This is a genomic window from Pseudomonas sp. MDV22-iso1, from assembly GCF_058145095.1.
This window is the reverse complement of sequence record NZ_JBYVMF010000042.1, coordinates 1-26,054: the sequence shown is the minus strand read 5'-3', so window position 1 is coordinate 26,054 and position 26,054 is coordinate 1. Positions and strand designations below refer to the sequence as shown.

Sequence of the window (26,054 nt, the reverse complement as noted above, 5' to 3'; positions counted from 1 at the left end):
GGCCCCATCGCGAGCAGGCTCACGCCTACAGTAGATCGGTGTACACCGGCCCCCTGTAGGAGTGAGCCTGCTCGCGATGAGGCCGGCAAAACCAGCACAAAAAATCAGATCAAATGGTCAACCGCAACCGCGCCAGATCCCGCAATGGCGGTGCCCCAAACAACCGGCTGTACTCCCGGCTGAACTGCGAAGGGCTTTCATACCCCACCCGATACCCCGCCGCCGAAGCCTCCAGACCCTCCGCGAGCATCAACCGCCGCGCTTCCTGCAAACGCAGCTGCTTCTGATACTGCAACGGGCTCATCGCCGTCATTGCCTTGAAGCGGTGATGCAAGGTCGACACGCTCAGGTTCACTTCCTTGGCCAGATCATCAATGCGCAACGGTTGTTCGTAGTTGCCGTTGAGCCATTTGATCGCCTGGCTGATGCGATGGCTCTGGCTGTTGGCGATGGCGATTTCATACAGCCGATGGCCCTGCTGACTGCGCAGCAGACGATAGAGAATCTCCCGGCGAATCAGTGGTGCGAGCATCGCGATGTCTTTCGGGGTATCCAGCAAACGCGCCAGCCGCAACACGGCATCGAGCATGGCCGTGTCGATCCGCTCGACATACAAGCCACGACCCGTAGGGCGGGTGGGCACGCCGAGGGGACCGGCGTCGGCGATCAGCGCGGTGATTTCCGCCGGGTCGATGTCCAGCCGTACCGCGAGTATCGGCTCTTCGGAGGTGACATTCACCACGCGTCCGCTCAAGGGCATCTGCACCGACACCACCAGGTAGTTCAGCGGATCGTAGTTGAAGTACTCGTCCGCCAGTCGGACCTCTTTGCGCCCCTGGGCCATGATGCACAGCGCCGGTTGTGCCAACACCGGGGCAAACTCGTGGGACTGACTGTGGCGGGACATGAACAGCGAGCCGACGGCGGTGGCATAGGTGCCGTCCTCCATCGTGTTGCGGCGAATGATCGTGGCCAGTTCCGCACGCTGGCGTTCCATTTCGGCGTCCAGCGGGGCTTGAAAATGATCGAGCGACGACATGCGCGGCATCCTCGGTGGGGCGTGGGTAATGAGGCGAGCTTAAATTTGTGCAAGCAACGGCGGTAGACACATCCTGCCTTAAGCTTGCCTGATTCTGCACGGGGTTAAGGAGGCCGGTTGCTTTAGCAGGCTATTGACCGGAAAACTTGCTCGAACGTCTGTTTCAATCCAGTGGCCGGATTTACAGGTTGTTACAGGTGCGCCATGAAGCTTCGCAGGATTGTGCAACAAGCCGGCAGGAATCGACTAACCGCACTATGACCGGCGCGCTTAACCTTTGATCCTGTCGCAGCCCGTCCCACGGCTGCCACTCGAGTACCTGGGAGGTTGAACATGTCTACGCAGATCCCCGTCAGTCATATGGCTTTTGTCCGTGCCCGCGCCGGGCGTTCAGAGGAGCTGGGTGCGCGGCTCAGTGCCCTGATCGAGCCGTCCCGCAGCGCACCTGGCTGCTTGAGTTTTACCCTGCAGCATTCGCAATGCGATCCTGATCTGTGGCTGGTGTCCGGTTACTGGACCCATCAGCAAGCCATGACCGCCTACTTCAACACCCCGGCCATGGGGGTTTTTGCCGAGCTGGTCCAGGAACTGGTGGTCAACAGCCTGGATTTTCATACCTTCAAAGAGGTGTCGGCAGCCCAGGCGATCGGCGAGATCCGGTCGTGGGTACACAAAATGGCGGGTTGAGGGTTTAATGGCTGCATTCTCAACTAGCCAGGATGCGCGACATGGCACGTAAAGCCTTTGAAACCTTTGAAGCTGTTTCCGCTGTAGTACCGGCTGAAGGTGGGTACCACGCCGCCATCGCCGTCAAAGCCCTCGGCGGGTCAGGCGCACCGCGTTTTCACACGATTCTCGAAGATCAGGTCTTCAAAACCGCCCATGACGCCGACGAAGCCGCGGCGTTGAAACTGACCGGGCTGAAGAATGTCAGCGACGACGCCGAACTCGTCTGGTAACTACTTGACCGCCCCCGGGCGGAACATCTTGAACAATGCCTCAGGTCCCAGCTGAAAATAATCCGCTGGACCGCCGCCGCGCAGAATCGGTTCTGCCGCGGCGGTGTCGTACACCCCATCCTTGAGCAGCCACTTGGCGATGTGCACGGCGACCACTTCGCCGAGTATCAGCCAGCTTGGCACCACATTTCCGTCGGCTCGTTGCAGCTGAATGATCTGCGTCACCTTGCACTCGAACGACACCGGGCTCTCGGCGACTCGCGGCACCTGAATGATTTTCGAAGCGGTGGGCGTCAAGCCGGACAGCTCGAACTCGTTGACCTCAGGCCCGACCATCGCGCAGCTCTGGTTCATCTGCTCGGCCAGCGGACGGGTCGCCAGGTTCCAGGCGAACTCGCCGGTCTGTTCGATGTTGTTGAGGCTGTCTTTGCGCCCGACGCTGGAAAAACCAATGATCGGCGGAATGTAATTGAAGGCGTTGAAAAAGCTGTAAGGCGCCAGGTTCAAACGACCGTCGGCGTCCTGTGAAGAGATCCAGCCAATGGGGCGCGGGCCGACGATGGCGTTGAACGGGTCATGCGGCAGGCCGTGACCGTTGGCGGGTTCGTAGAAGTGAATATCGTCGGGCATGGTGCCGTATTCCTGAAGTGGTGTTCAGAGCAAAGAAGATCATTGTGCAGACGGTATCGGTTAATTTCCAGCAAGCGGATTTTGGCGATGCAAAAAAAAGATCGCAGCCTCCGGCAGCTCCTACAGGGTGTACATCAAACCCGTTCAGGAGCTGCCGAAGGCTGCGATCTTTTGATTTTAACGGTGTTGCAGCAGACTCAGTCCGTGGTGATCCGCGAATGCTTTCGGGTGTCTTTCATGGTGACGTACACCAGCAAGGACACCGCGATGCACGCAGTCACGTACCAGTAGTAACCGGTTTCCATGCCGATGCTCTTGAACCACAGTGCGATGTATTCAGCGGTGCCGCCGAAGATCGATACGGTCAGTGCATACGGCAAGCCAACGCCCAGGGCGCGGATTTCAGTCGGGAACAGCTCGGCTTTCACCACCGCGTTGATCGAGGTGTAGCCGCTGACGATGATCAGCGCCGCCATGATCAGGAAGAACGCACCCCACCAGCTTTGAACCGTATGCAGCGCGGTGAGGATCGGCACGGTGAAGAGCGTCCCGAGCACACCGAAAGCGATCAGGATGGGCCGGCGACCGATCTTGTCCGACAGCCCGCCCACCAGCGGTTGCAGGCACATGAACAGGAACAGCGTGGCGGCCGAGATCGTGGTGGAATCGGAGATGCTCATGCCCACCGTGTTCACCAGGTACTTCTGCATGTACGTGGTGTAGGTGTAGAACGCCAGCGTACCGCCCATGGTCAGGCCGACCACGGTCATCAGTTCCTTCGGATGGCGCATCAAGGTGCGCATGGCGCTTTCCTTGGCCTTTTCTTTCTTGGTGAACGACTCGGTTTCTTCCATGCCACGACGCAGGTACAGCGCGACGATCGCACACAGCGCGCCGATGGCGAACGGAATGCGCCAGCCCCAGGCGTACAGCTCTTCGGTGGTCAGGACATTCTGCAGGACGATCAATACGCCCAGCGCGATGAGTTGGCCGGAGATCAGGGTCACGTACTGGAAGCTGGAGAAGAAACCTCGACGTTCCTTGGTTGCCATTTCGCTGAGGTACGTTGCCGAGGTGCCGTATTCGCCACCGACCGACAGGCCTTGCAGCAAACGGGCGAAAATCAACAGGATGGGTGCGCCGATACCGATCGTTTCATAACCAGGGCTCAGGGCGATCACCAGCGAGCCAAAGCACATCAGGTAGACCGACGCCATCAGCGCCTTCTTGCGCCCGACCTTGTCGGCGTACAGGCCCATCAGCCAGCCCCCGATCGGACGCATCAGAAAGCCCACGGCAAAAATCGCAGCAGTGTTCAGCAGTTGGGCAGTGGTATCGCCTTTAGGGAAAAACGCCTTGGCGAAATAGAGGGAGAAGGCGGCGTAGACGTACCAGTCGTACCACTCGACCATGTTGCCTACGGAGCCGCTGAAGATCGATTTGATGCGGCTGGAGGTGGTTCTAGGCTTGGCCGGCACGGCAGCCGACCCTGCGGGCAGGGTATTGGAGTTATCCATTGAAGGATCCTTCATTTAATTGTTTTTTTGGAGCGCGTAAAAACGCAGCCTGCGGGGGCTATAGCAGGAGGTGTGCCAACCGGGAGAAGGTTGGTTTAGAGGGGTTCAGGGGACTTTGTGAGCGGAAATCCGCTTATGTGTGAAGGGGTTTGAGCGGAAAATTGCCTATCGGTCCGCAGGTTTTCGTTGGCTGTCCCGACGATGAGGCCAGCCCAGACACTGCAAAATTAGCTGCCTTGCACAAACATCTCGCGCGTCAGTCCATGCCGCTGCATCTTTTCATTGAAGGTGCGGCGCGGCAGTTGCAGTTCTTCGAGGACGGCTTTCACATCGCCTTTGTGACGGGTCAAGGCGGCGCGCAGGCAGTGCGCTTCAAACGCTTCCTGTCGGGCTGCCAGCGACTGGCCCGGTTCGCTGCCCGCCGGTGCAGGTTCATCCAGCCCCAACACCTGGCGCTCGGCGACGTTGGCCAGTTCGCGCACGTTACCTGGCCAGTCATGGCTCAACAAATGGCTCAACTGCGCGCCGGACAACGGGGGGAAGGTGCGGCCCAGGCGCGCGGCGGCGCTCTGGGCAAAGGTATCGAACAACAACGGAATGTCTTCACGGCGATCGCGCAACGGTGGCAGGCGCAGCTCGGCGACGTTCAGCCGATAGGCCAGATCCTCGCGGAAACGTCCGGCCCGGGCTTCGTCCAGCAAGTCCGGTTTGGTCGCGGCAATGATCCGCAGATCCACGCGGATGCTTTGATTCGAACCCAGCCGCTCGAGCTTTTGCTCCTGCAATACCCGCAGCAGTTTCACCTGTTGGGCCAGGGGCATGCTTTCGATTTCATCGAGAAACAGCGTGCCGCCGTCAGCGTATTCGAGCTTGCCGATGCGCTTGCCCTGGGCGCCGGTGAACGCGCCGCTTTCGTGACCAAACAACTCTGCCTCGAACAACTGCTCGGGAATCGCCGCGCAATTAAGCGCCACGAACGGCTTGTCGGCACGAGGTCCGAAATCGTGCAGGCAGCGTGCTACCAACTCCTTGCCGCTGCCGGTTTCACCACGGATCAGCACATTGACCGGCAGGGCCGCCAGCTCCAGCACCTGTCGGCGCAAGGTCTGCAATCCACGGGATACCCCCAACAGCGTCGCATCGAGTTTGGCGCGGTGGTCCGCCTGTTCATGCAGGGCACGGTTTTCCAGGACCAGGCGGCGCTTGTCCAGCGCCCGGCGCAGGCTGCCGAGCAAGGTTTCGGGGCTGAAGGGTTTTTCGAGGAAGTCGTAGGCGCCATCGCGCATGGCGTCGACTGCCATCGGCACGTCACCGTGGCCGGTCAGCAGAATCACCGGCAAGTCGGCATCGCGTCGCTGCACTTCGGCCAACAGTTCCAGGCCGGTCATGCCGGGCATGCGCACGTCGCTGAGGATGACACCGGGAAAATGCCTGGGCAGTTGCGCCAGGCATTCATCCGCACGGCTGTACAACTGCACCTCGAAACCCGACAGGCTCAGCCATTGCTCGACCGCGTTGCGGATACTGCTTTCGTCGTCGACGACGATCACTGAATTGAGCATGAGCCATGAGCCTCCAGGTCGATCGGCAGGGTGAGGGTGAACACGGCGCCGTTACCCAAATTGTCCGCGCTCAGGCGGCCGCCCGATTCGTGAACGATGGCAAAGGAGACGGCCAGGCCGATGCCCAGGCCATCGCCTACCGGTTTGGTAGTGAAGAACGGATCGAAGACCTTGGCCAGGTTTTCTTCAGCGATACCACCCCCGTTATCAGCGACGCTGAGGCACCAGAGTTGTTCGTCGGCCTCAAGGCGGATTTCCAGGCGCTTGCACGGTTTGTCCTGCATGGCATCCAGTGCGTTACGCAGCAGATTGATCAACACCTGTTCCAGACGAATTGCGTCGCCGCGCACCCAGGCCGGGCGCGTCAGGTGCAGCACCGTGCTGACCTGTTCGTCACGCAGGCGGGTATCGAGCAGTTGCAACGACTGGTCCACCACGGCTGCCAGATCCAGGCATTCGCGCAAGCCGCCGGGGCTTTTGCGGGCGAAGGTTTTCAGGTGGCCGGTAAGGGCGGCCATGCGTGTCAGCATGTCATCCACCGGTTTGAGCGCCTTGTACGCGTCATCGACGCGACCATGATCGAGCAGCAGGCGCAACGTCGCCAGCTGCATACGCTGCGCGGTCAGGGGTTGATTGATTTCGTGGGCGAGGGCAGCGGACATCTGGCCCAGCGCCGCCAGTTTGGCCGATTGCACCAGGCCGTCCTGGGCGGTGCGCAGGTCACGGGTGCGTTCTTCGACCAGTCGCTCAAGCTCTTCGCGACTGCGCTGGCGCATTTTTGCCAGACGCCAGCGTTGGTTGAGAAACAGCAACAGGAACACCAACGCCAGCCACAGGCCGGCAGCGGCCAGCGCTGCATTGCGGCTGTCTTCGAAGGCCGTTTGTGGACGGCGCAGCAAATGCAGCGTCCAGCCCTCGGCCGCCAACGGCAGGGATTCCCACAGGTAATTCACTTTTCCGTCAGGACCCTCGACCTCAGTCAAATTGCTGTTGTCGTCGAAGTTTCGCAGCGTTTTGACCTCCAGTGGCGTCAGCCGCTGTTTGTCGTATTGGCGGGTGGCCTTGAGTTCGGCGAGGTCGCTGTCATTGAGCGGCTTCAATAGGCGATAACGCCAGCCCGGCTGGTTGGCGATGAAGACAATTCCCCGTGCATCGCTGACCAGCAAGGTGTCGTTGCCCTGGCGCCATTCACGCTCCAGTTCTGGAAACTCGAGTTTGACCACCATCGCGCCCAGAAACTGCCCGTCGTCATCGATGACCGCACTGGACAGGAAGTATCCGGGAATCCCGCTGGTCACGCCCACGGCGTAGAAACGCCCGGTGCCCTGGGTGCGGGTCTGACTGAAATAGGGGCGGAAGGCGTAGTTATGACCGACGTAACTGCTGGGCAGGCGCCAGTTGCTCGCCGCGATGGCAAGGCCCGTGCGGTCGAGCAGTTCCAGGGTTGAGGATTCGGCGGCGCCGTTGATTTTCTCAAGTTTGCGGTTCAACGAAGCTTGAAGATCGGGGTTTATGGCTCCCTTGAGCGCCGAGCGCAGTTCAGGGTCCAGCGCCAGCACGAGGGGCAGGGCGCGGTAGCGTTCGATCAGGGTATGCAATGAGGTGGCGTACAGCCCCAATTGCTGATTGGCGCGAGCGGCATCTTCCACCAGCGCCTGGCGCTCGGCGTGACGCATGGCCAAGGTGGCCGCAAGGACTGCCCCGGCGACGATCACAACGGTATAGAGCGTCAGGCGCAAGGAGCGAGAGTACTCGATCATACGGGGCGTTACACACGGGGAGGAAGAGGGGGCGCACGATAGCATGGGCTCCCCTCCTCATCCACGCGGCCCCCCTGTAGGAGCTGCCGCAGGCTGCGATCTTTTGATCTTGTTTTTTAAGAGCAAGATCAAAAGATCGCAGCCTCGTTTCACTCGGCAGCTCCTACGCAGCTCCTACACAGCTCCTAATGAGGGAGAAAGTGCAGGCAATAAAAAAGGCGGCAGGACGTTAAGTCCTGTCGCCTTTTCAGGTCAGTCGGAAGGCTTACTGCACTTCGACCGCCAGGCTTTCACTGATCTTTTTCTGCCAGATGGCAGGACCGGTGATGTGCACCGACTCGCCCTTGCTGTCGACGGCAACTGTCACTGGCATGTCTTTGACGTCGAACTCGTAGATGGCTTCCATCCCCAGTTCGGCGAAAGCCACGACGCGGGATTTCTTGATGGCTTGTGCCACCAGGTAAGCCGCGCCGCCAACAGCCATCAGGTAAACGGCTTTGTGGTCCTTGATCGCTTCGATGGCGGTCGGGCCGCGCTCGGATTTGCCGATCATGCCCAGCAGGCCGGTTTGCTCGAGGATCTGACGGGTGAACTTGTCCATCCGCGTGGCGGTGGTCGGACCGGCAGGGCCAACCACTTCTTCGCGCACCGGATCAACCGGGCCGACGTAGTAGATGAACCGACCCTTGAGGTCCACCGGCAGGGTTTCACCCTTGTTCAGCATCTCGACCATGCGCTTGTGCGCAGCGTCGCGACCGGTGAGCATCTTGCCGTTGAGCAGGACGGTTTCGCCCGGCTTCCAGCTCTGCACATCTTCCGGGGTCAGCGTGTCGAGATTGACGCGACGGGCCGACGGGCCGGCTTCCCAGACGATTTCCGGGTAAGCGTCCAACGGCGGTGCTTCCAGCGAGGCCGGGCCGGAACCGTCGAGCACGAAGTGGGCGTGACGGGTGGCGGCGCAGTTGGGGATCATGCACACCGGCAACGAAGCGGCGTGGGTCGGGTAATCCATGATCTTCACGTCGAGCACGGTGGTCAGGCCACCCAGGCCCTGGGCGCCGATGCCCAGTTGGTTGACCTTCTCGAACAGCTCCAGGCGCATCTCTTCGATACGGTTGGACGGGCCACGCTTTTTCAGCTCGTGGATGTCGATGGATTCCATCAACACTTCCTTGGCCATCACGGCGGCTTTCTCGGCGGTACCGCCGATGCCGATGCCGAGCATGCCTGGTGGGCACCAGCCGGCGCCCATGGTCGGAACGGTTTTCAATACCCAGTCGACGATCGAGTCGGACGGGTTGAGCATCGCCATTTTCGACTTGTTCTCGGAACCGCCGCCCTTGGCCGCCACGTCCACTTCCACGGTGTTACCCGGAACGATGGAGTAGTGGATAACGGCCGGGGTGTTGTCCTTGGTGTTTTTACGAGCGCCCGCCGGGTCGGCGAGGATCGAGGCACGCAGGACGTTTTCCGGCAGGTTGTAAGCCTGGCGCACGCCTTGGTTGATCATGTCGTCCAGGCTCATGGTGGCGCCATCCCAACGCACGTCCATGCCCACACGGACAAACACGGTCACGATGCCGGTGTCCTGGCAAATTGGACGGTGGCCAGTGGCGCACATGCGTGAGTTGATCAGGATTTGCGCCATGGAATCACGGGCTGCCGGCGATTCTTCGCGCAGGTAAGCCTCGTGCATCGCCTGAATGAAATCCACGGGGTGGTAATAGGAAATGAACTGCAGGGCGTCGGCAACGCTCTGAATCAGGTCGTCTTGCTTGATCACGGTCATGAGTCGCGCTCCTCTAAAAGACGGGAACATTCAATAAGGTGCTTGCAGCTTGGGTGTATCGGTCGGTTGCAAGCACCTTTACAAGGCACGCCGGGGCTGCTGGCGCGACGCTAAAAAGGCGCGGCAGTATAACGCGCCTCCGTTTGGTAAACACCCGCCGGGCGTTAATCATTGGTCGCATCCACAACCATTTAACAGCTGGAAAAACCTGTGGTGAGGGGATTTAGCGAAACGTCGCACCGCCCCGTTCGGCTGCACAGCAGGCGTGAAGTTTTGGGGCCGCTGCGCGACCCAACGGGGCGGTGCGACGTTTCGCTAAATCCCCTCGCCACTTCGCAGCCGGGCACAGGCTTCGCCAGTTGCGAGAGGGGCGGGTGTTTGCGGGGGATTGGAGTCAGTGGTTTGACGCCAGTTTTTCGCGCCGAGAATTGAATGGTCATTTATCAGGCACGACACTAAAGTGGCAACCGGACTGTAGAGTAGGACACTCAAACAGCGTTTTTTTTGCACGGTGAGTCAACGATTGACCCATAACGCTATCCAACGACTTTTGCTCAAACGCTTTGCCCTCGCCGCCGGTACCTATGCCCTGGCTTTGATGTTGCTGTGGCTGGCATTTTTTACTGGGCACTACGCCGAATCGTTAATCAGCGTCGTTGTGGGCAGTGCCTTGGTCGTCACCAGCCAGGTGGTGCTGTTCGGGGTGTTTTATAGCGGCTGCAACCTGCGCTTTTCCGATCCCAGCCTGACCGAAGCCCAAGTACTGCTGGGGCTGGGTTGGCAAACCTGGCTGATCGCCCATCTGGACCAGGCTCGGGGTGCGTTCCTGGTCTTTTACGTGTTGATTCTGCTGTTCGGCCTGTTCCACCTGTCGCGACGTTCCTTTATACGGTGCGCGATGCTGGTGTTTTTCAGTTTCAGTGCGATCACGCTGTGGGACGCCTATCACTTCCAGCTGACTGACCCGGCGCTGGCAGCGTTGCAGGTTTGCGTGCTGTTTATTGTTCTGGTCTGGCTGGTGTTTTACGCCAGCTACGTCCAGCACTCGCGCCAACGCATGCGCCAGCGCCGTTTCGCCTTGCAGGCGCATCAGGACACGCTGCGCGGGATGATGCGCCAGCTTGAAGACCTGGTGGCCACCGATGAGCTGACCGGGCTGTTCAATCGCCGGCACTTCCTGCGACTGGCTTCCCGCGAGTTGAATTCGATGGAGGACGGCGTGGTGCATGGTCTGGCGCTGATCGATCTCGATCACTTCAAGCGCATCAACGATGTCCACGGTCATGCTGCCGGCGATCAGGTGCTGCAAGCCTTTGCTGCGGTGGCCACTGCGTGCTTGCGTGAAGGCGACGTGCTGGCCCGTTACGGCGGTGAAGAGTTCGTGGTGTTGTTGCCCGACTGCAACGCCGAGCGCCTGACGTCTTGCTGCGAACGGTTGCGTATTGCGTTCACTGATGTCGAGTTGATTGGCCTCAATGTCAGTCACCTAAGCTTGTCGGCCGGCATGACGTTGCTGGAACTGGATGACGATCTCGACGATGCCCTGCACCGGGCCGATCAGGCGCTCTATCGCGCCAAACGTGATGGTCGTAATCGTTGCGCGGCGGCCTGGGAGAACGCCGATGCCTGAACTGCGGGTTGGCGAGCAGAAATGGTCGGTCGCGGCGGGCAGTAATTTGCTCGATGCGCTGAACAGCAACGGCGTGGCGGTGCCTTACAGTTGCCGTGCCGGCAGTTGCCATGCGTGCCTTGTGCAATGCCTGCAAGGGTTGCCAAGCGACAGCCGGCCCGATGCCTTGAGCGCCGAACAGCGCCGGGAAGGCTGGCGGCTGGCCTGTCAGTGCCAGGTGGTCGAGGACTTGCAAGTACACGCTTTCGATCCGCAGCAGGACGGACGCCCGGCGAAGGTGGCGGCTGTCGATTGGTTGAGCGCTCAGGTGTTGCGTCTGCGTCTGGTTGCCGAACGGCCATTTCGCTACAGCGCCGGGCAGCACTTGGTGTTGTGGGCAGGTAACGTCGCACGGCCCTATTCCCTCGCCAGCCTGCCGGAAGAGGACCGCTTTCTGGAGTTTCATCTCGATTGCCGCCAGCCGGGGGCGTTCAGCGATGCCGCCCGTCAGCTCAGGATTGGCGATGTCATCCGGCTCGGCGAGTTACGCGGCGGTGCACTGCATTACGACGCTGACTGGCACACCCGGCCTTTGTGGCTGATGGCCGCCGGCACCGGATTAGGGCCGTTGTTTGGTGTGTTGCGAGAAGCTTTGCGTCAGGATCATCAAGGCGCCATCCGCGTTATTCACCTGGCCCATGACGCCGATGAACACTATCTGGCCAAACCGTTGCAGGCCATGGCCGACGGTCGTCCGAACCTCAGTATCGAGTTGTGGACGCCGGCCGAGTTGCCAGCGGCTTTGGCGCAATTACGCCTTGTTTCGCGGCAAACCCAAGCCTTACTCTGCGGGTCCCCCGACAGTGTCGATGCCTTTGCCAAACGGCTTTACCTGGCGGGACTGCCGCGCAATCAACTGCTGGCTGACGTCTTTTTGCCTCGTGGTTGAACGCTGAATCCTATTGGCTTGAACGTTTCTGTGGCGAGGGAGTTGACTCCCGCTGGACTGCGCAGCAGGCCCAAAAGCATGTGAGCGCTGCGCACTCAAGCGCGAGCAAGCTCGCTCGCCACAAGAGCTTTACCGGCCTGCACCGCTGAGACATGCCATGACTGAAGCCATCCAGATTGAGCGTGAACGCGGGCTTTTGACCCTGCGTCTGAATCGCCCCGACAAGAAAAACGCCCTGACCCGCGCCATGTACAGCGCGTTGGCAGCAGCATTGAAACAGGCTGATGAAGATCCCGACATCTACGCCGTGCTGCTCACTGGCAGCCACGAGTGCTTCACCGCCGGTAACGATATCGCCGACTTTATTCAACAACCACCCAGCGATCTCGACAGTCCGGTGTTTCACTTCATGCTCAATTTGCTTGAATGCCGCAAACCGGTGATTGCCGGCGTGGCGGGTGCGGCGGTGGGGATTGGTACGACACTGTTACTGCATTGCGACCTGGTGTATGTCAGCGCGGATGCGCGTTTGCGCATGCCATTCGTCAATCTCGGGTTGTGCCCGGAGTTTGGGTCCAGTCTGATCCTGCCGCGTTTGCTGGGGCATGCGAAAGCGGCTGAATTATTGCTGCTGGGCGAGCGTTTCAGTGGTGAGCAAGCGGCGGCGTGGGGCATCGCGAACGAAGCCCTGGACAGCGGCGAGGCGGCGTTAGCCAAGGCTCGAGAGATGGCGTTGCGGTTTGAGTCACTGCCGCCAGAAGCGGTGCGCATCAGCAAGCAACTGATGAAAGCCCCGGACCGGGAGTTGTTGCGCAAGGTGATAGAAGAAGAGGGGGCGCTGTTTACCCAGCGGCTGCGTTCGCCGGAGGCGATGGCTGCGTTGTCGGGGTTTATCAATCGGCATTGAATCCGACGATGAGGCCCGATCAGCCTGCACTTCTTTTGGATCAGAAACGCAAAAGCCCCGCCATTCACATGGCGGGGCTTTCGTTTTTCAGCAACCGATTACTCAGACCATCGGATCGCCAACGTGCAGGATCTTCATGCCGTTGGTGCCGCCAATGGTGTGGTAGCTGTCGCCCTTGGTCAGGATGACCCAATCGCCTTTCTCCACTACGCCACGCTTGAGCAACTCGTCGATCGCGGCCTGGCTGACTTGCTCAGGCGGCAACGATGCCGGGTCGAACGGAACGGTGTAGACACCACGGAACATGGCCGCGCGGGCCTGGGTTTCGCGGTGCGGGGAGAACGCGTAGATCGGCACCGAAGAGCGGATACGCGACATGATCAACGGCGTGTAGCCACTTTCGGTCAGGGCGATGATCGCCTTCACGCCCGGGAAGTGGTTGGCGGTGTACATCGCGGCCAGGGCGATGGACTGGTCGCAGCTTTCGAAGACCTTGCCGATGCGGTGGCTGGAGGTCTTGCTGGTCGGGTGCTTTTCCGCACCGACGCAGATGCGCGCCATGGCTTGCACGGCTTCCAGCGGGTACAGACCGGCAGCACTTTCAGCCGAGAGCATCACGGCGTCGGTGTAGTCGAGCACGGCGTTGGCCACGTCGGACACTTCGGCACGGGTCGGCATCGGGTTCTGGATCATCGACTCCATCATCTGGGTCGCCACGATCACCGCCTTGTTGTGGCGGCGAGCGTGCAGAATGATCTTCTTCTGAATGCCCACCAGCTCGGCGTCGCCGATTTCCACGCCGAGGTCACCACGGGCAACCATCACAGCGTCGGAAGCCTTGATCAGCGCATCCAGCGTGTCGTCGTCAGCCACGGCTTCGGCGCGTTCAATTTTCGCCACCAGCCAGGCAGTACCGCCCGCTTCGTCGCGCAGTTGACGGGCGTATTCCATGTCGGCGGCATCGCGCGGGAAGGACACTGCGAGGTAATCCACTTCCATTTCCGCAGCGAGCTTGATGTCGGCCTTGTCTTTCTCGGTCAGGGCCGGTGCCGTCAGGCCACCACCGCGACGATTGATGCCTTTGTGATCCGACAGCGGACCGCCGATCAGCACGGTGCAGTGCAGTTCGGTAGCAGTGGCGGTATCAACGCGCATGACCACGCGACCGTCGTCGAGCAGCAGTTCGTCGCCTACACCGCAGTCCTTGACCAGGTCCGGGTAGTCGATGCCGACCACTTGCTGGTTGCCTTCGGTCAACGGATGGCTGGTGGAGAAGGTGAATTGATCACCGATCTTCAGCTCGATCTTCTTGTTGGCGAATTTGGCGATACGGATTTTCGGGCCTTGCAGGTCACCCAGCAGGGCAACGAAGCGGCCGTGCTTGGCAGCGAGGTCACGCACCAGCTTCGCGCGAGCCTTGTGCTCGTCGGGAGTGCCGTGGGAGAAGTTCAGGCGGGCGACGTCCAGGCCAGCCAGAATCAGCTGTTCTAAAACTTCCGGCGAGTTACTGGCCGGGCCAAGGGTAGCGACGATTTTGGTACGACGGACGGACATGCAAAGACTCCTGAGTTCAAGCGCTGAGCAGAGGCTACTATGCTCCGTGGGTGTAGTCATTGTTCGAGTGCACTACTTATTTTTTTGTTTTTTTATCAATTGCATCTTTAAACGAACAAACCTGAAGATTTCGGGCAACGGGTCGATACAGAGCTCAAGACAGGAGAACCTTCATGCGATTCGTGCTTATTGCCGCCCTGGCCCTCAGTGTCACGGGCTGCACCCGTTGGTCGATGAACCATCATTTGAATAACGCCTACAGTGCTTATGACCGAGGCAACTGTGAGCAGGTGATGCTCGAACTGTCCAAGGTCGACCGCGCCAGCCGCGCCCGGCGCTATGTACAGCCAGAGGTGTCGATGATGCGGGGGCAGTGCCTTGAGCGTCAGAAAATGTTCATCGATGCCGCCCAGACATACCAGTTCATCATCGCGTCCTACCCGCAAAGCGAGTACGCCTTCCGTGCCCGCGCACGGCTGGAAACCTTGCAGAGCCTGGGGCATTACCCGATGCGGTCTGCCGCTGTCGTACGCCCGACGCAGTTCTGATTGCAGTTGTCATTTGATGGCTGGCCGACCAGCGGTAGTGAGCTATAGTCCAATAATGCGGCTTTGGAGGATTGCCCCCGGGTCGATGTCATACCTGTGATCGGCAGAAGTAAGTGGCAGCGGTTCAGGGACTGTCGCACCAGGATCAGGGAGAGCGTGCCTCTAACGTATAGAGGTCCGTTCCGAAGCATTAGTGCGGTCCTGCTTAAGGGCCTTGCGTAGCGAAATCAGCATGTTTACTGACCGCCGAATCAAGCGGCATCAACTGCCGTATTTTCTAAAAGTGTTCAACAGCGTCACTGACAAGCCAATCGGCTTTTTGGGTAACGTGTCCGAAGACGGGCTGATGCTTATCAGCCAACTGCCGATGATGATCGGAGCGGATTTTGATCTGCGCCTGAAAATCCCTGCCGGCGATGGCGTCTACCAGGTCATCGATGTGCGGGCGTGTTGTTTGTGGTGCCATGAAGATGCGACACCGCATCACTATGATGCCGGTTTCAGCATTCAGCAGGCGCCGCCGGAATATGGGCAACTGGTCAGCGCAATAAGGCAATATTTCAGCTTCCAGCCATTGCCCGCGTCGGCCTGAGAAAGGCTGAAGATCGCGCCCTGCGAACTTCGGAGTGACTACCGATCCCGTAGGAGCTGCCGCAGGCTGCGATCTTTTGATCTTTTGATCTCAAGCGCCCCCACCACGCTTCCAGTTCAAATAGTGCGTCACCATAGCCGGTCCCAACTCACCCGGTCTCACGTCCATCACGGGAATGCCGTGGGCGCTCAAGCGCTCCTGAAGTGCTGCGCGAGCGTTCAAATAATCCACCGTCCCGCAATAGGTCAACGCCTCCCCCAGGGTTTGCACCGGCATCTGTCGCGTGGTGTCGAGGACTTCTTCACGCAAGCTCGCGACCAGTACCTGATGCTGTTTACTCAACCGTTGCACGGCACTGATCAATTCTTCATCGTCCTCATCGCGCAGATTGGTGACCAGCACCACCAGGCCTCGACGCTTTTGGCGGGCGAGCAACTGGCTGACGGCCGCCTGGTAATCCGCTGGCCGCTGAGTGGTGTCCAGATCGTAGACGGTGTTGAGTAGCACATTGAGCTGGGCGCTACCTTTGGCCGGTGCGAGGTAGCGCGGTGGATCGCTGGCAAACGTACTCAGCCCCACCGCGTCGCCCTGACGCAGGGCGATGTAGCTGAGCAGCAGGCAGGCATTGAGCGCGTGATCGAAATGCGCAAGTTCGCTGTCCTGGCTGCGCATGCGCCGACCGCAATCGAGCATGAACACGATCTGTTGATCGCGCTCGTCCTGATATTCCCGGGCAATCGGCGTGCGCTGGCGGGCGGTGGCTTTCCAGTCGATCTGACGCAGGCTGTCGCCTTCCCTGAATTCGCGCAGCTGATGAAACTCCAGGCCCAGGCCGCGACGTTGTCGCTGCCGTACCCCCAATTGATTAAGCCAGTTATCCACCGCCAACAATTGTCCGCCGTAGAAACGGGCGAAGTCGGGGTACACACGGGTGGTGTCGCTGACGCTTAGCAGGCGCTTTTCCGACCACAGGCCCAATGGGCTTGGCAGGCTGACTTCACAGTGTTCGAAGGTAAAGTGACCCCGTTTTAACGGGCGTACGCGGTAACCGATCTGGCTGATCTGGCCTGGCTGAAGTTCGAATGTCAGGGGCAGGTTTTCGATGCCCAGGCCTTCGGGTACATGGTCAAAGACCTGGGCATTCGTCGGTTGTAAAAGATCGTGCTCGACCTCCAGCCGCACTTCGCTCCAGCGACCAAGCGCCAGGGTGCCAGGCATTTGTCGGCGTATGCGCGGTGAAGGCAGGCGCCTGAGACGGATGGCATCGAGTATTGCCAAGGTCAGCAACGCCAGCAGCAAGCCCCAGTTGATCGATGAAAGGCTCGAGGGCAGCGTGATACCCAGCGCCCGCAACGCGCCCAGCAGGATACCGATGGCCAGCAGCGTAGCGAGCCAGGTCAGCAGCAGGCGCGAGGGTTTCATTGCCGCCCCGCGGGAGCAGGCTCCCTCACCATAGAATGTTTGCGCATGATCACAGCCGCGGTGCCGGGACTTGATCGAGCAGTTGCCTGAGTACGTGATCGACCTCAAGCCCTTCAATATCCAGCTCCGGTGCGATGCGCACGCGATGGCGCAAGACGGCCAGTGCACAGCCTTTGATGTCGTCCGGAATCACGAATTCGCCACCGCGCAGCAGGGCGCGCGCCCGGGCGCAACGTACAAGGGCAATGGATGCCCGTGGTCCCGCACCGAGAATCAGACCTGGCCAGCTACGGGTTGTACGGGCCAGACGGACTGCGTAATCGAGTACCTGATCGTCCAGAGGCAGGTCGCTGGCGATGCGTTGCAAGGCCAGCACATCCTTGGCCTGCAACACCGTGCGCAACGGTTGTACGTCAAGCATGTCGGCACGCGTGGAGCGGCTGACCTGGCGGACCATGTCCAGCTCCTGCTCGGCGTCGGGGTAATCCATGCGGACCTTGAGCATGAAACGGTCAAGTTCGGCTTCGGGCAGCGGGTAGGTGCCTTCCTGTTCGATGGGGTTTTGGGTGGCGAGCACCATGAAGGGTTGCGCGATAGGCAGGGCGCGACCTTCGAGGGTGACCTGGCGCTCCTGCATGGCTTCGAGCAACGCCGCCTGGGTTTTCGCCGGGGCGCGGTTGATCTCATCGGCCAGCAACAGGTTGGTAAACAACGGGCCCTTGCGCAGTTTGAATTGCTCGGTCTGCAAGTCGTACACCGCGTGCCCGGTGACGTCGCTGGGCATCAGGTCCGGGGTGAACTGAATGCGCGCGAACTCGCCGCCAAAACAGCGGGCGAGGGCGCGGACCAGCAGGGTCTTGCCCAATCCCGGGACACCTTCGAGCAACACGTGCCCGCCGGCGATCAGTGCGGTCAGCACGTCGTCGATGACAGTGTTCTGGCCAATCACGGCTTTTTGCAATTCGACGCGAACCGCCTGGGCCAATTGACTGGCACGCTGGCGTTGCTGGGCGGCGTGGGAGGGTGAGCCGGGCTCGGTCTGTTCACTCATAAGGCGTTCCTCAAGGTTTGCAGGTGGGCAACCTGGCGGCTGAAGTCGGCGTTGTTGAGCCGTTGCTTCGGTCGCGGGCTCATGGCCTGGCTGATAGCGCGTGTGGGTTGGCCGGTCAGGCGTGAAAGCACCAGCCATTGCTCGGCAACGCCGAGTTGATCAAAACCTGGATGACGGCGGCGGACACGCCGCAGGATGTCTTGCTGCAGGGCTTGCAGCAGGTGGGGCTGACCCTTGCGGCGCAGCATGAAATCGGCACTGGCACGCAGGTGTTCCTGAAGTTGTCGGCGGGCTTTCGGTGCGGGGGCAAGCAAGGGACCGCTGCGCATGCCGACGTGCCAAAAGCCCAGGCCGATCAGTGCCACAAGGGCCACCAATGCCTGAGGGAAATAGCGCAGCAGCAAGGTCAGCAGGCTGTCGTGATCGGTGTTGAACATCAGGGTCACGCTTGTGTCAGCGGTTAGGTACCAGAGGAGCCAGGCGTTGTCGTACTGTCCGATGGTCGGGGTTTTCCAGAGATCGGCATCGGTGACCACGATGATTGAGCCGAGCCCGTGATTCAGCTGCATCATGTGCGTGGCCTTGGCGCTGTTGGCCCAGGACTGCGCGAGGTTGTTCGGGTCTTCGAGGTGAAACGCCGTGTCGAAACTTGCGTAGGCCGGTGCGTCTTCGTTTTCCAGAAACAGCTTGGTCAGCTTGGGAAACGAGTCGTTGTCGAGATCGGGCGGTGGATCCTTGAGGTCTTTGCTCAGGGACTGGTGCACCTGAACCCGGTCGAGCAACAGGTCATTGCTTTGACCGGTTTTGTCATCCCATAACGATTGAGCGACAAACAGCAGTCGACCTCCGGCCCGTGTCCAGTTCATCACCTGGTCGATCTGCCGTGGGGTCATGTTGTAGCGGTCTCCGAACAGCAACAGACTGTGCTGGCGCGGATCGAGCGTAGGCAGTACGTCGAGGCTGTTGGCGTGGCCAACGGTCAGACCTTGTTTACGCAAAAAGTACTCGGCAGCCAGGTACGGATTTGCCTGGGCTTCGGGAGCGGGGCCGTGATCAATCTCGGTCTGATAGGGCGTTGCCTTGAGGTACAGATAGACACCGAGCGCAGTCACCAGCACCGCAATGAGCCCACCGATCGTCATCAACCTGGCCCGTTTCAACGCGAGGCTCCCGGACCGAATAATTCTCGCCAGCCGTCACAGAGTTCCTGTTGTGCAGGCCCTGGCGGCAGGCGATGTCCGTAGGCCATGTTTTGCCAGTGTCCGGTCAGATTTCTGCTGAACGCCAGCAGAGCCGGTTGTTGCAGGCGTTCGATGCGCTCGAGTACCTGGCCTTCGGTGTCGGCGGGTTTCAGCGCCATGTTGTAGTCATGCAGCAAATGGCTGAGCAGTGCGCGGTAGAGCAAGCCGAGCGCTTCTCGAGGGTGACTCTGCCAAAGGCTTTCAGCACTGGCGGCGATATCGGCGGGCAGCGTTTCCCGAGTGAGGTCGAGGCCAAATGCTTGTTGTGGCAAAGGGCGGTCGATTTTGTTCGTGCTACTCGGCCGCCGGCTGACGAAGGTTCGCAGCCAGTCGCGGTAGCGCCAGATGACCAGCACCACTGCACCGATCACTGCCCCCCACAATACGACTTCAATCAGCGTGGCGATGGCGCCGAAGCGTTGAGCATCCAGCAACTTGAGAAGTGCCCTCAGCCATGCCGGTAGCTTGTCATCGTCAGCTTTTTCGGCGGCCGGGTTTTCTTCGCCGAACCGATAACGGGTGACGCTCTCCTTGTTTTTGAACGGTGGTTGATCAAGAAGCGCCTTGATGCTGTCCCGAGACGCCTGGCTGGTGAGCGGTTGCTCCAGCAGGCGCGGGGTGTCAGGTGATATGACCGGCTCAGCTGCCCACGTGGATTGCGTGACGGGAACCCACAGAAGCGCCGCCATGAGCAGGACCCCCGCGGTGCTCGCCAGACGCTGGCGCAATCGACGGAACACCAATTCGATATCCCAGGCTTCCAGCACCGTGCGCCGGTTCAGGTAAAGGCTGAAACCGCAGGCGACATAAATCGGTTCCCACACCACCAGCACCAGGACGTAAAAGACATTCGTCAGGTGTTCCAGCCACCGCCAGTCCTGCTGCGTGGCGGTGATCAAGGTTTGCCAGCTCCAGTCGAGTTCGGTTTGTTGCGGCAGTAGCAGGTAGAACAGCACCATCAGACCGATCCAAAGCGCGCTTTCCAGGTGCACGCCGATGATCGTCAGCCACCGGGCGGCGCCTGCATTGCGCTGCAACAGCACTTGCAAACGCTGTTGCCGCGCCTGACCGCTCAGGCCTTCGAGTTGCACCACAGGCATGAGAAAGCTGCGACTCAAGCTCAGGCGTCGCCAGGTCAGGCTGGCCAGCAGTTGGGGTTTGAGCAGGCGCGGCCATTGGCGCAGTGCCTGTTTCACGGTGGGTGTTTCACCGAACATGGCTTTGGAGAGGATGTACAGCGGCAGGCGTTCGAACGCCGGTTTCAGCCACCAGAAGATGAACACGGCGAGCGATGGCGAATCCCACAACGCCCAACTCAGCAGCGCGAAGATCGGCAAGGTCACGATCGCCCAACTGGTCATCAACAGGCGTCGGTGGCGCTGGCTGAGAAGTACGCCAAGGTCCATGGCTTCCCAGTGGTTGCGGGGACGGATAACAACGCTGGCATCACTCAGGCGCATGGCGGGTCCGTCCGGCAAACAGCAAATACAGCGCCACCGACATCCAGAGCAGTGCACCGACCAGGTATTTGGTGGTGGGCGCGGGTGCGGTCATGGACGACCAGTACGCTTCGATAAAGGCGGCAATCAGCAGAAACAACATGACCCCGCAAATCAGCAGTACGCTTTTGCGCGCCGCCAATCGCAAGGCTTCGACGCGAGGCAGACGACCCGGTGCGATCAGCGCCCAACCCAGTTGCAGGCCTGCGGCCCCGGCCAGGGCGATGGCGGTGAGTTCGAAAGCGCCATGACCGATCACGAATGACCAGAAGGTTTGCCCATAGCCGATCTGCGTGAGATGCCCGGCTACCGCGCCAATCATCAAGCCGTTGTAAACCAGGAAAAACGCGCTGCCCAAGCCAAACAGCACACCACTGGCGAAGGTCTGAAAGGCAATGCCGATGTTGTGCATGATGTAGTAACCGAACATGACCCAGTCTTCGCTGGCGGCTCGTTCCGCTGAACGACCCAAGTGACCGCCATCGGGGTCGTACATGCTTTGCATCTGACTGACCTGCTCGACCGGAATCAGGTTGTAGACCAGGTCCGGGAACAGGTAAACCAACAGCGCGAAGCCGATCAGGCTGCCAAAGAAAAGCAGGCTGGCCGCCAGGACAAAGCGCCATTGCGCGCGCACCAGACGGGGGAAGTCCGCCAGAATGAACGCCAGTGCATTGGCGCCGAGTTGGCTGCGATGTCGATAAAGCTGTTGATGACCACGCAGGACTTGTTGCTGCAGCGAGTCGATCAGGAAACTGCTGTAGCCGCGTTCCTGAGCCAAGGCGAGTTGGCAGCAAAGGCGCCGGTAATCGCCCGGAAAACTACCGGTTCGTGACGTTTTTCTACCCCGTTCCAAGGCATCAAGCGTCAGCGAAAATCGCTCCCATTCGGCTTTGTGCCGGCTCTCGAAAAGACTTTGCTTCATGCGGGGCCCAACAAGCCGCGGGCGATTGCGTTGAGCTCGACCACGGACCCTGACGCGGGAAGGTGTAACGGCTGCGCCAGGATGGACGCGAGTTCATTGATCCGCGCCTCGGAAAGCTCACGTTGGCGTTCGGCAAATCCAAGAATGGCGCGTTGCTCGACCAACGTCAGTGGCACGGCGGGTCGACGAGGTTCGACGTCGGGCAGTTGTGGTCGAGTGAGGGGGTGTTCGCGGTAAATCACAAGGGAGCCGGCGGCGAGATCACCGAGGCGTTTGAAGGTGGGGTGTTGCAGGCAACTGATGGCGCCGAGGAAGTACCCGAACGGCAGCATATCGACGAATCGCAGCAGGTTGCGCAGCAAGGATGCGGACCAGCCGATGGGTGTGCCATCGTCTTGGACTACCCGCAGGCCCATGCATTGCTTGCCCGGTGAACGGCCTTGATTGAGTACTTCAAACAGGACCATGTACCACCAACTCACGATAAAAAGCAGGATGGAACCCAGCCCGGCGCCCAGCTTTCCCAGGAATGCCAACACGATAAACAGCAAGCCCAGAATCAGCCCGCGCAGCGCCAGATCGATGGAGAACGCCACCGCTCGCACCATTAGCCCGGCCGGACGCAAGGGCAAGTCGATGCCTTCCGGCGTTTCGACCTGGTGCCGCGTATCCAGTGGCGGGGACAGCGTCGCTTTCCTTGGCAGTGCTGTGGTCTCGAGCATGGGCAACCTTGGTGTGGCCTGTTCGGGATTCGATGTGCGTCCGATGCTAGCAGTCTCTCGGGGGGGAACGACATCACTATGTAACGCGCCGTAAGTAACGCGAGATGACTGAATCACAAGAATGCTGGCCGGGGCGGGAGGTGAACGCCTAGACTTTGCCGATCTTCAGTTCAGGAATAGCCCGTGACCTCCATCTTCTGGTACGACTATGAAACCACTGGCATCAACCCTCGCTGCGACCGTCCGCTGCAAGTTGCGGGTATTCGTACCGACTTCGATTTGAATGAGATTGACGAGCCGGTCAATCTTTACTGCCAACCCAGCGAAGACATCCTGCCCCATCCTGCGGCCTGTGCAATCACAGGCATCACACCGGGCTGCCTGGCCGAAAAGGGGTTGAGCGAGGCCGATTTCATGACCCGCGTGCATGCCCAACTGGCAGCGCCGGGCACCTGTGGCGCCGGGTACAACACCTTGCGTTTCGACGATGAGATGACCCGCTACAGCTTGTACCGAAATTTTTTTGACCCTTATGCGCGCGAGTGGCAGAGCGGTAACAGTCGCTGGGACCTGATCGATGTCGTGCGCGCCGCCTATGCCTTGCGTCCGGATGGCCTGGAATGGCCGACGGACGAAGAGGGGCGGGTGACGCTCAAGCTTGAACGCCTGAGCGCCGCCAATGGCATTGACCATGGCCATGCCCACGAAGCGCTGTCGGACGTTCGGGCCACCATCGCTCTGGCTCGCCTGATAAGGGAAAAGCAGCCGAAGCTCTATGACTGGTTGTTCCAGTTGCGCAGCAAGCAGAAAGTGATGGATCAGATCCGGCTGTTGCAGCCGATGGTGCACATTTCGGGTCGCTTTTCGGCGGCGCGTCATTATGTCGGGGTGGTGTTGCCGCTGGCCTGGCACCCGCGCAACAAAAACGCCTTGATTGTCTGCGATTTGCACCTGGACCCTGAGGGTCTGCTCGACCTGGACGCCGAGTCTTTGCGCCAGCGGCTGTACACCCGACGAGATGACCTGCTCGACGGCGAGTTGCCGGTGCCTCTCAAGCTTATTCACATCAATAAATGTCCGGTGGTTGCACCGTTGGCGGTTCTGCGTGAACAAGATCAGCAACGGCTTGGGCTGGATATGGCGCTTTATCAGGCACGTGCGCTGCGGCTAAGTGACGCACAAAATGTTTGGAAAGATAAAGTTCAGGCCATCTATGCCCGCGAGGACTTCGCCCAGAGCGAGGATCCTGAGCAACAGTTATACGATGGTTTTATCGGTGATCGGGATCGTCGTCTATGTGAGCAAGTCCGGGTGGCAGACCCGGCGCAATTAGCACAACAACAGTGGCCGTTCGATGATGAACGCTTGCCTGAATTATTGTTTCGATATCGCGCCCGTAACTTCCCCGATACCTTGAGTAGCCCAGAGCAGGAACGTTGGCAATTATTCTGTCAGCAACGTTTGTCGGCACCCGAGTGGGGAGCGCCGAATACGCTGGATTCTTTTGCAGAAGCCGCAGCCCAATTGACGCTTACTGCAACATCTTCCCAGCGAGCGGTGCTTGATGAATGGCAGAAATATGTCCAGGCATTACGCGTTCGTTTGAATCTTTGAAAACGAACATGCCCGGGCTTGAATGCCAGGCATAAAAAAACGCCAGCGTCAGCTGGCGTTCTTTTCTATCGCAGATCAGTCCGCGACAGCCCTGGGGCTTAGCCCAGCAGAGTTGCCCAACCTTCAACCACGTCACCGCCCCACTTGGCTTTCCACTCTTTCAGAGTCTTGTGGTTGCCACCTTTGGTTTCGATGACTTCGCCGTTGTGCGGGTTTTTGTATTGTTTAACTTTGCGAGCGCGCTTGGTGCCAGTAGTTTTTACTGCGCCGCCACGTGGTGCTTTGGTTTTGGACTCTGGGTCCAGCAGCGCAATGATATCGCGCAGGGACTTGGAGTATTCGCCCATCAAGGTGCGCAGTTTGCCTTCGAATTCCAGCTCGGTTTGCAGTTTGTCGTCTTGGGACAGGTTCTTCAAACGGGCTTGCAGCTCTTTGATAGCTTCTTCGGTGGCGCGATATTCGTTGATCAAGGACATGGTGACTACCTTATGTTGGGCGCTGGATAGCAGGTGACAGTGGCCAATAATAGTCAGGGTGTTTCATCAAGTAAACATTTAACCGTCGTTTTATTTAATTCACTTACGGCGAACAGGGCATTAACCCCGTTCGCAGTTAATTATTAGTGAATCGTGCTTAACGAATATTCACAATTGACTCTTGAATCACCGCCACAAGAGCACCATCGCGCGGGTCGGCTATGTGAACGGAGCCTCTTTTAGCTGCCGCGCGCAAGGCAAGGCATCATCAATACTGCAGTTTTGCTGCGTAATCGCTAGAATGGCGGCCTTTGCGAAGTTCTGGAGTTTCCCCCTCATGCGCACTTTTCGGCTGGTGATTGCTTGCCCGGACCGCGTCGGCATCGTTGCTAAAGTCAGTAACTTTCTGGCGTCACATAACGGCTGGATCACTGAAGCGAGCCATCACTCGGACAATCTCAGTGGCTGGTTCTTCATGCGTCACGAAATTCGTGCCGACTCGCTGCCCTTCGGTATCGAAGCCTTTCGCGAAGCGTTTGCGCCGATTGCCGAAGAGTTCTCGATGAACTGGCGCGTTACCGATACCGCGCAGAAGAAGCGCGTTGTCTTGATGGCCAGCCGTGAATCCCACTGCCTGGCCGACTTGCTGCACCGCTGGCACAGTGATGAACTGGACTGCGAAATCTCCTGCGTGATTTCCAATCACGACGACTTGCGCAGCATGGTCGAGTGGCACGGTATTCCTTACTACCACGTACCGGTCAATCCGCAGGATAAGGAACCGGCATTCGCCGAGGTCTCGCGCCTGGTCAAACAGCACGATGCTGAAGTGGTGGTACTTGCCCGTTACATGCAAATCCTGCCGCCGGAGTTGTGCAGCGAGTACGCGCACAAGGTCATTAACATTCACCACAGCTTCCTGCCGTCGTTCGTCGGGGCCAAACCGTATCACCAGGCGTCCATGCGCGGCGTGAAGTTGATTGGCGCTACCTGTCATTATGTGACCGAAGAGCTGGACGCCGGTCCTATCATCGAACAGGACGTGGTTCGCGTCAGCCACAGCGACAGCATTGAAGACATGGTGCGTTTCGGGCGTGATGTCGAGAAGATGGTGTTGGCCCGTGGCCTGCGTTATCACTTGGAAGACCGCGTGTTGGTTCACGGTAACAAGACTGTGGTGTTCTGACAGCTACCCGATACCGGTTGAAATTCAAAGGGCCTGGGCGTTCAATCGCTTCAGGCCCTTTGCCGTTTCTGACTTGAGGATTTGTTGATGGCCGATCCACTTGATAAAGCAACTTCCAAAGCGCCCGCTACGTTGGGGGAGGGGTGCTTGAGTCGTTATGATCCTGAAGAGTTGAGCGCGGAGGATGGTACGGAGTTTCCTGGGGCGGCGCAGTTGTGGGACGCGTTGCATCCGAAGCCTGAGCGGTTGCCTGAGGGGGATGCCTGATAGTCGATCATGTACCCGGATCAACTGTAGGGTTGGCTTGCTAGCGATGGCGTCCTGGCAGTCGACCCTTTTCTTCGGATGTATCCGGATCAAACTGTGGGAGCTGGCTTGCCGGCGATGGCGGCCTGATTGGCGGTGAGGCTCTTGCTGGTGTACATATCCATTCCTGCGGTCACGGCTTCTATTGGTTTCGCCCTTACGGCGAGTCACTTGGAAGAGCGCCAAGTAACCAAACG

24 protein-coding genes are annotated in these 26,054 nt (G+C 59.5%); 10 read left to right on the top strand and 14 right to left on the bottom strand.

The annotated features are described in order from the left end of the window. Positions 1–109: 109 nt before the first annotated feature. Positions 110–1,039 carry an AraC family transcriptional regulator gene (locus AC3ZVB_RS28115; protein ID WP_490148376.1) on the bottom strand — a complete coding sequence of 310 codons (930 nt, stop codon included), beginning with the start codon at positions 1,037–1,039 and terminating at the stop codon, positions 110–112. A 333-nt stretch (positions 1,040–1,372) separates the two neighbouring features. Between AC3ZVB_RS28115 and AC3ZVB_RS28110 the strand changes: the two genes are divergently transcribed. Further along, positions 1,373–1,726 carry a putative quinol monooxygenase gene (locus tag AC3ZVB_RS28110; protein WP_490148375.1) on the top strand — a complete coding sequence of 118 codons (354 nt, stop codon included), beginning with the start codon at positions 1,373–1,375 and terminating at the stop codon, positions 1,724–1,726. A gap of 41 nt (positions 1,727–1,767) precedes the next feature. Beyond that, positions 1,768–1,998, top strand: coding sequence for a hypothetical protein (locus tag AC3ZVB_RS28105; RefSeq protein WP_162439647.1), 231 nt, complete (start codon positions 1,768–1,770; stop codon positions 1,996–1,998). On the opposite strand, the gene AC3ZVB_RS28100 is transcribed toward AC3ZVB_RS28105, so the two are convergent. The 5 genes from AC3ZVB_RS28100 to AC3ZVB_RS28080 all read right to left on the bottom strand — a co-directional run bounded on the left by AC3ZVB_RS28100 (position 1,999) and on the right by AC3ZVB_RS28080 (position 9,256). Further along, positions 1,999–2,628 (bottom strand): flavin reductase family protein, encoded by a 630-nt coding sequence (locus AC3ZVB_RS28100; protein ID WP_194692591.1) that lies wholly within the window; start codon positions 2,626–2,628, stop codon positions 1,999–2,001. 197 nt (positions 2,629–2,825) lie between these two features. Beyond that, complete coding sequence (locus AC3ZVB_RS28095) at positions 2,826–4,145, bottom strand: MFS transporter (protein ID WP_162439645.1); 1,320 nt, start codon at positions 4,143–4,145, stop codon at positions 2,826–2,828. 227 nt (positions 4,146–4,372) lie between these two features. Next, entirely contained in the window at positions 4,373–5,707 is a 1,335-nt protein-coding gene (locus tag AC3ZVB_RS28090) for a sigma-54-dependent transcriptional regulator (RefSeq protein WP_490148374.1), read from the bottom strand. Further along, on the bottom strand, positions 5,692–7,467 hold the full coding sequence (locus tag AC3ZVB_RS28085; RefSeq protein WP_490148373.1) for a sensor histidine kinase: 1,776 nt from the start codon (positions 7,465–7,467) through the stop codon (positions 5,692–5,694). The genes AC3ZVB_RS28090 and AC3ZVB_RS28085 overlap by 16 nt, the downstream gene beginning before the upstream one ends. A 265-nt stretch (positions 7,468–7,732) precedes the next feature. Next, a complete protein-coding gene (locus AC3ZVB_RS28080; protein WP_003214142.1) occupies positions 7,733–9,256 on the bottom strand; it encodes a fumarate hydratase in 1,524 nt (507 codons plus the stop codon). Between the two features lie 523 nt (positions 9,257–9,779). Between AC3ZVB_RS28080 and AC3ZVB_RS28075 the strand changes: the two genes are divergently transcribed. The 3 genes from AC3ZVB_RS28075 to AC3ZVB_RS28065 all read left to right on the top strand — a co-directional run bounded on the left by AC3ZVB_RS28075 (position 9,780) and on the right by AC3ZVB_RS28065 (position 12,721). Next, on the top strand, positions 9,780–10,886 hold the full coding sequence (locus AC3ZVB_RS28075) for a GGDEF domain-containing protein (RefSeq protein WP_490148372.1): 1,107 nt from the start codon (positions 9,780–9,782) through the stop codon (positions 10,884–10,886). Next, positions 10,879–11,814, top strand: coding sequence for an iron-sulfur-binding ferredoxin reductase (locus AC3ZVB_RS28070; protein WP_490148371.1), 936 nt, complete (start codon positions 10,879–10,881; stop codon positions 11,812–11,814). The genes AC3ZVB_RS28075 and AC3ZVB_RS28070 overlap by 8 nt, the downstream gene beginning before the upstream one ends. A 157-nt stretch (positions 11,815–11,971) precedes the next feature. Beyond that, positions 11,972–12,721 carry an enoyl-CoA hydratase gene (locus AC3ZVB_RS28065; RefSeq protein ID WP_490148370.1) on the top strand — a complete coding sequence of 250 codons (750 nt, stop codon included), beginning with the start codon at positions 11,972–11,974 and terminating at the stop codon, positions 12,719–12,721. A gap of 102 nt (positions 12,722–12,823) precedes the next feature. Here the strand turns inward: AC3ZVB_RS28065 and pyk are convergent, their stop codons facing one another. Beyond that, a complete protein-coding gene (pyk, locus tag AC3ZVB_RS28060) occupies positions 12,824–14,275 on the bottom strand; it encodes a pyruvate kinase (protein ID WP_162439638.1) in 1,452 nt (483 codons plus the stop codon). A gap of 173 nt (positions 14,276–14,448) precedes the next feature. On the opposite strand from pyk, the gene AC3ZVB_RS28055 reads away from it, so the two are divergent. Then, positions 14,449–14,823 (top strand): tetratricopeptide repeat protein, encoded by a 375-nt coding sequence (locus tag AC3ZVB_RS28055; RefSeq protein ID WP_162439637.1) that lies wholly within the window; start codon positions 14,449–14,451, stop codon positions 14,821–14,823. Positions 14,824–15,055: 232 nt separating this feature from the next. Further along, positions 15,056–15,415 carry a PilZ domain-containing protein gene (locus tag AC3ZVB_RS28050; protein WP_162439636.1) on the top strand — a complete coding sequence of 120 codons (360 nt, stop codon included), beginning with the start codon at positions 15,056–15,058 and terminating at the stop codon, positions 15,413–15,415. A 90-nt stretch (positions 15,416–15,505) separates the two neighbouring features. Here AC3ZVB_RS28050 and AC3ZVB_RS28045 read toward each other — a convergent pair whose 3' ends face one another. The 6 genes from AC3ZVB_RS28045 to AC3ZVB_RS28020 are packed head-to-tail and all read right to left on the bottom strand — an operon-like array spanning position 15,506 to position 22,275. Next, positions 15,506–16,837, bottom strand: a complete 1,332-nt coding sequence (locus AC3ZVB_RS28045) for a DUF58 domain-containing protein (RefSeq protein WP_490148369.1) — start codon at positions 16,835–16,837, stop codon at positions 15,506–15,508. 49 nt (positions 16,838–16,886) lie between these two features. Continuing rightward, on the bottom strand, positions 16,887–17,888 hold the full coding sequence (locus AC3ZVB_RS28040; protein ID WP_490148368.1) for an AAA family ATPase: 1,002 nt from the start codon (positions 17,886–17,888) through the stop codon (positions 16,887–16,889). Beyond that, the gene (locus AC3ZVB_RS28035) at positions 17,885–19,030 is read right to left on the bottom strand and encodes a DUF4350 domain-containing protein (protein WP_490148367.1); all 1,146 of its coding nucleotides are present in this window, start codon (positions 19,028–19,030) and stop codon (positions 17,885–17,887) included. Before AC3ZVB_RS28035 ends, AC3ZVB_RS28040 begins: the two co-directional genes overlap by 4 nt. A 14-nt stretch (positions 19,031–19,044) precedes the next feature. After that, a complete protein-coding gene (locus AC3ZVB_RS28030; protein ID WP_490148366.1) occupies positions 19,045–20,589 on the bottom strand; it encodes a DUF4129 domain-containing protein in 1,545 nt (514 codons plus the stop codon). After that, positions 20,576–21,553: a stage II sporulation protein M gene (locus AC3ZVB_RS28025; RefSeq protein WP_490148365.1), complete on the bottom strand. Its 978-nt coding sequence runs from the start codon at positions 21,551–21,553 to the stop codon at positions 20,576–20,578. The genes AC3ZVB_RS28030 and AC3ZVB_RS28025 overlap by 14 nt, the downstream gene beginning before the upstream one ends. Next, positions 21,550–22,275: an RDD family protein gene (locus tag AC3ZVB_RS28020; protein ID WP_490148364.1), complete on the bottom strand. Its 726-nt coding sequence runs from the start codon at positions 22,273–22,275 to the stop codon at positions 21,550–21,552. The genes AC3ZVB_RS28025 and AC3ZVB_RS28020 overlap by 4 nt, the downstream gene beginning before the upstream one ends. Before the next feature lie 183 nt (positions 22,276–22,458). Between AC3ZVB_RS28020 and sbcB the strand changes: the two genes are divergently transcribed. Then, positions 22,459–23,889, top strand: coding sequence for an exodeoxyribonuclease I (sbcB, locus tag AC3ZVB_RS28015; protein WP_490148363.1), 1,431 nt, complete (start codon positions 22,459–22,461; stop codon positions 23,887–23,889). A gap of 98 nt (positions 23,890–23,987) precedes the next feature. Here the strand turns inward: sbcB and mvaT are convergent, their stop codons facing one another. Next, positions 23,988–24,365, bottom strand: coding sequence for a histone-like nucleoid-structuring protein MvaT (mvaT, locus tag AC3ZVB_RS28010; protein ID WP_007933316.1), 378 nt, complete (start codon positions 24,363–24,365; stop codon positions 23,988–23,990). Between the two features lie 337 nt (positions 24,366–24,702). Between mvaT and purU the strand changes: the two genes are divergently transcribed. Next, positions 24,703–25,551: a formyltetrahydrofolate deformylase gene (purU, locus tag AC3ZVB_RS28005; RefSeq protein WP_162439629.1), complete on the top strand. Its 849-nt coding sequence runs from the start codon at positions 24,703–24,705 to the stop codon at positions 25,549–25,551. Between the two features lie 87 nt (positions 25,552–25,638). After that, complete coding sequence (locus AC3ZVB_RS28000; RefSeq protein ID WP_162439628.1) at positions 25,639–25,818, top strand: hypothetical protein; 180 nt, start codon at positions 25,639–25,641, stop codon at positions 25,816–25,818. Positions 25,819–26,054 lie beyond the last annotated feature (236 nt).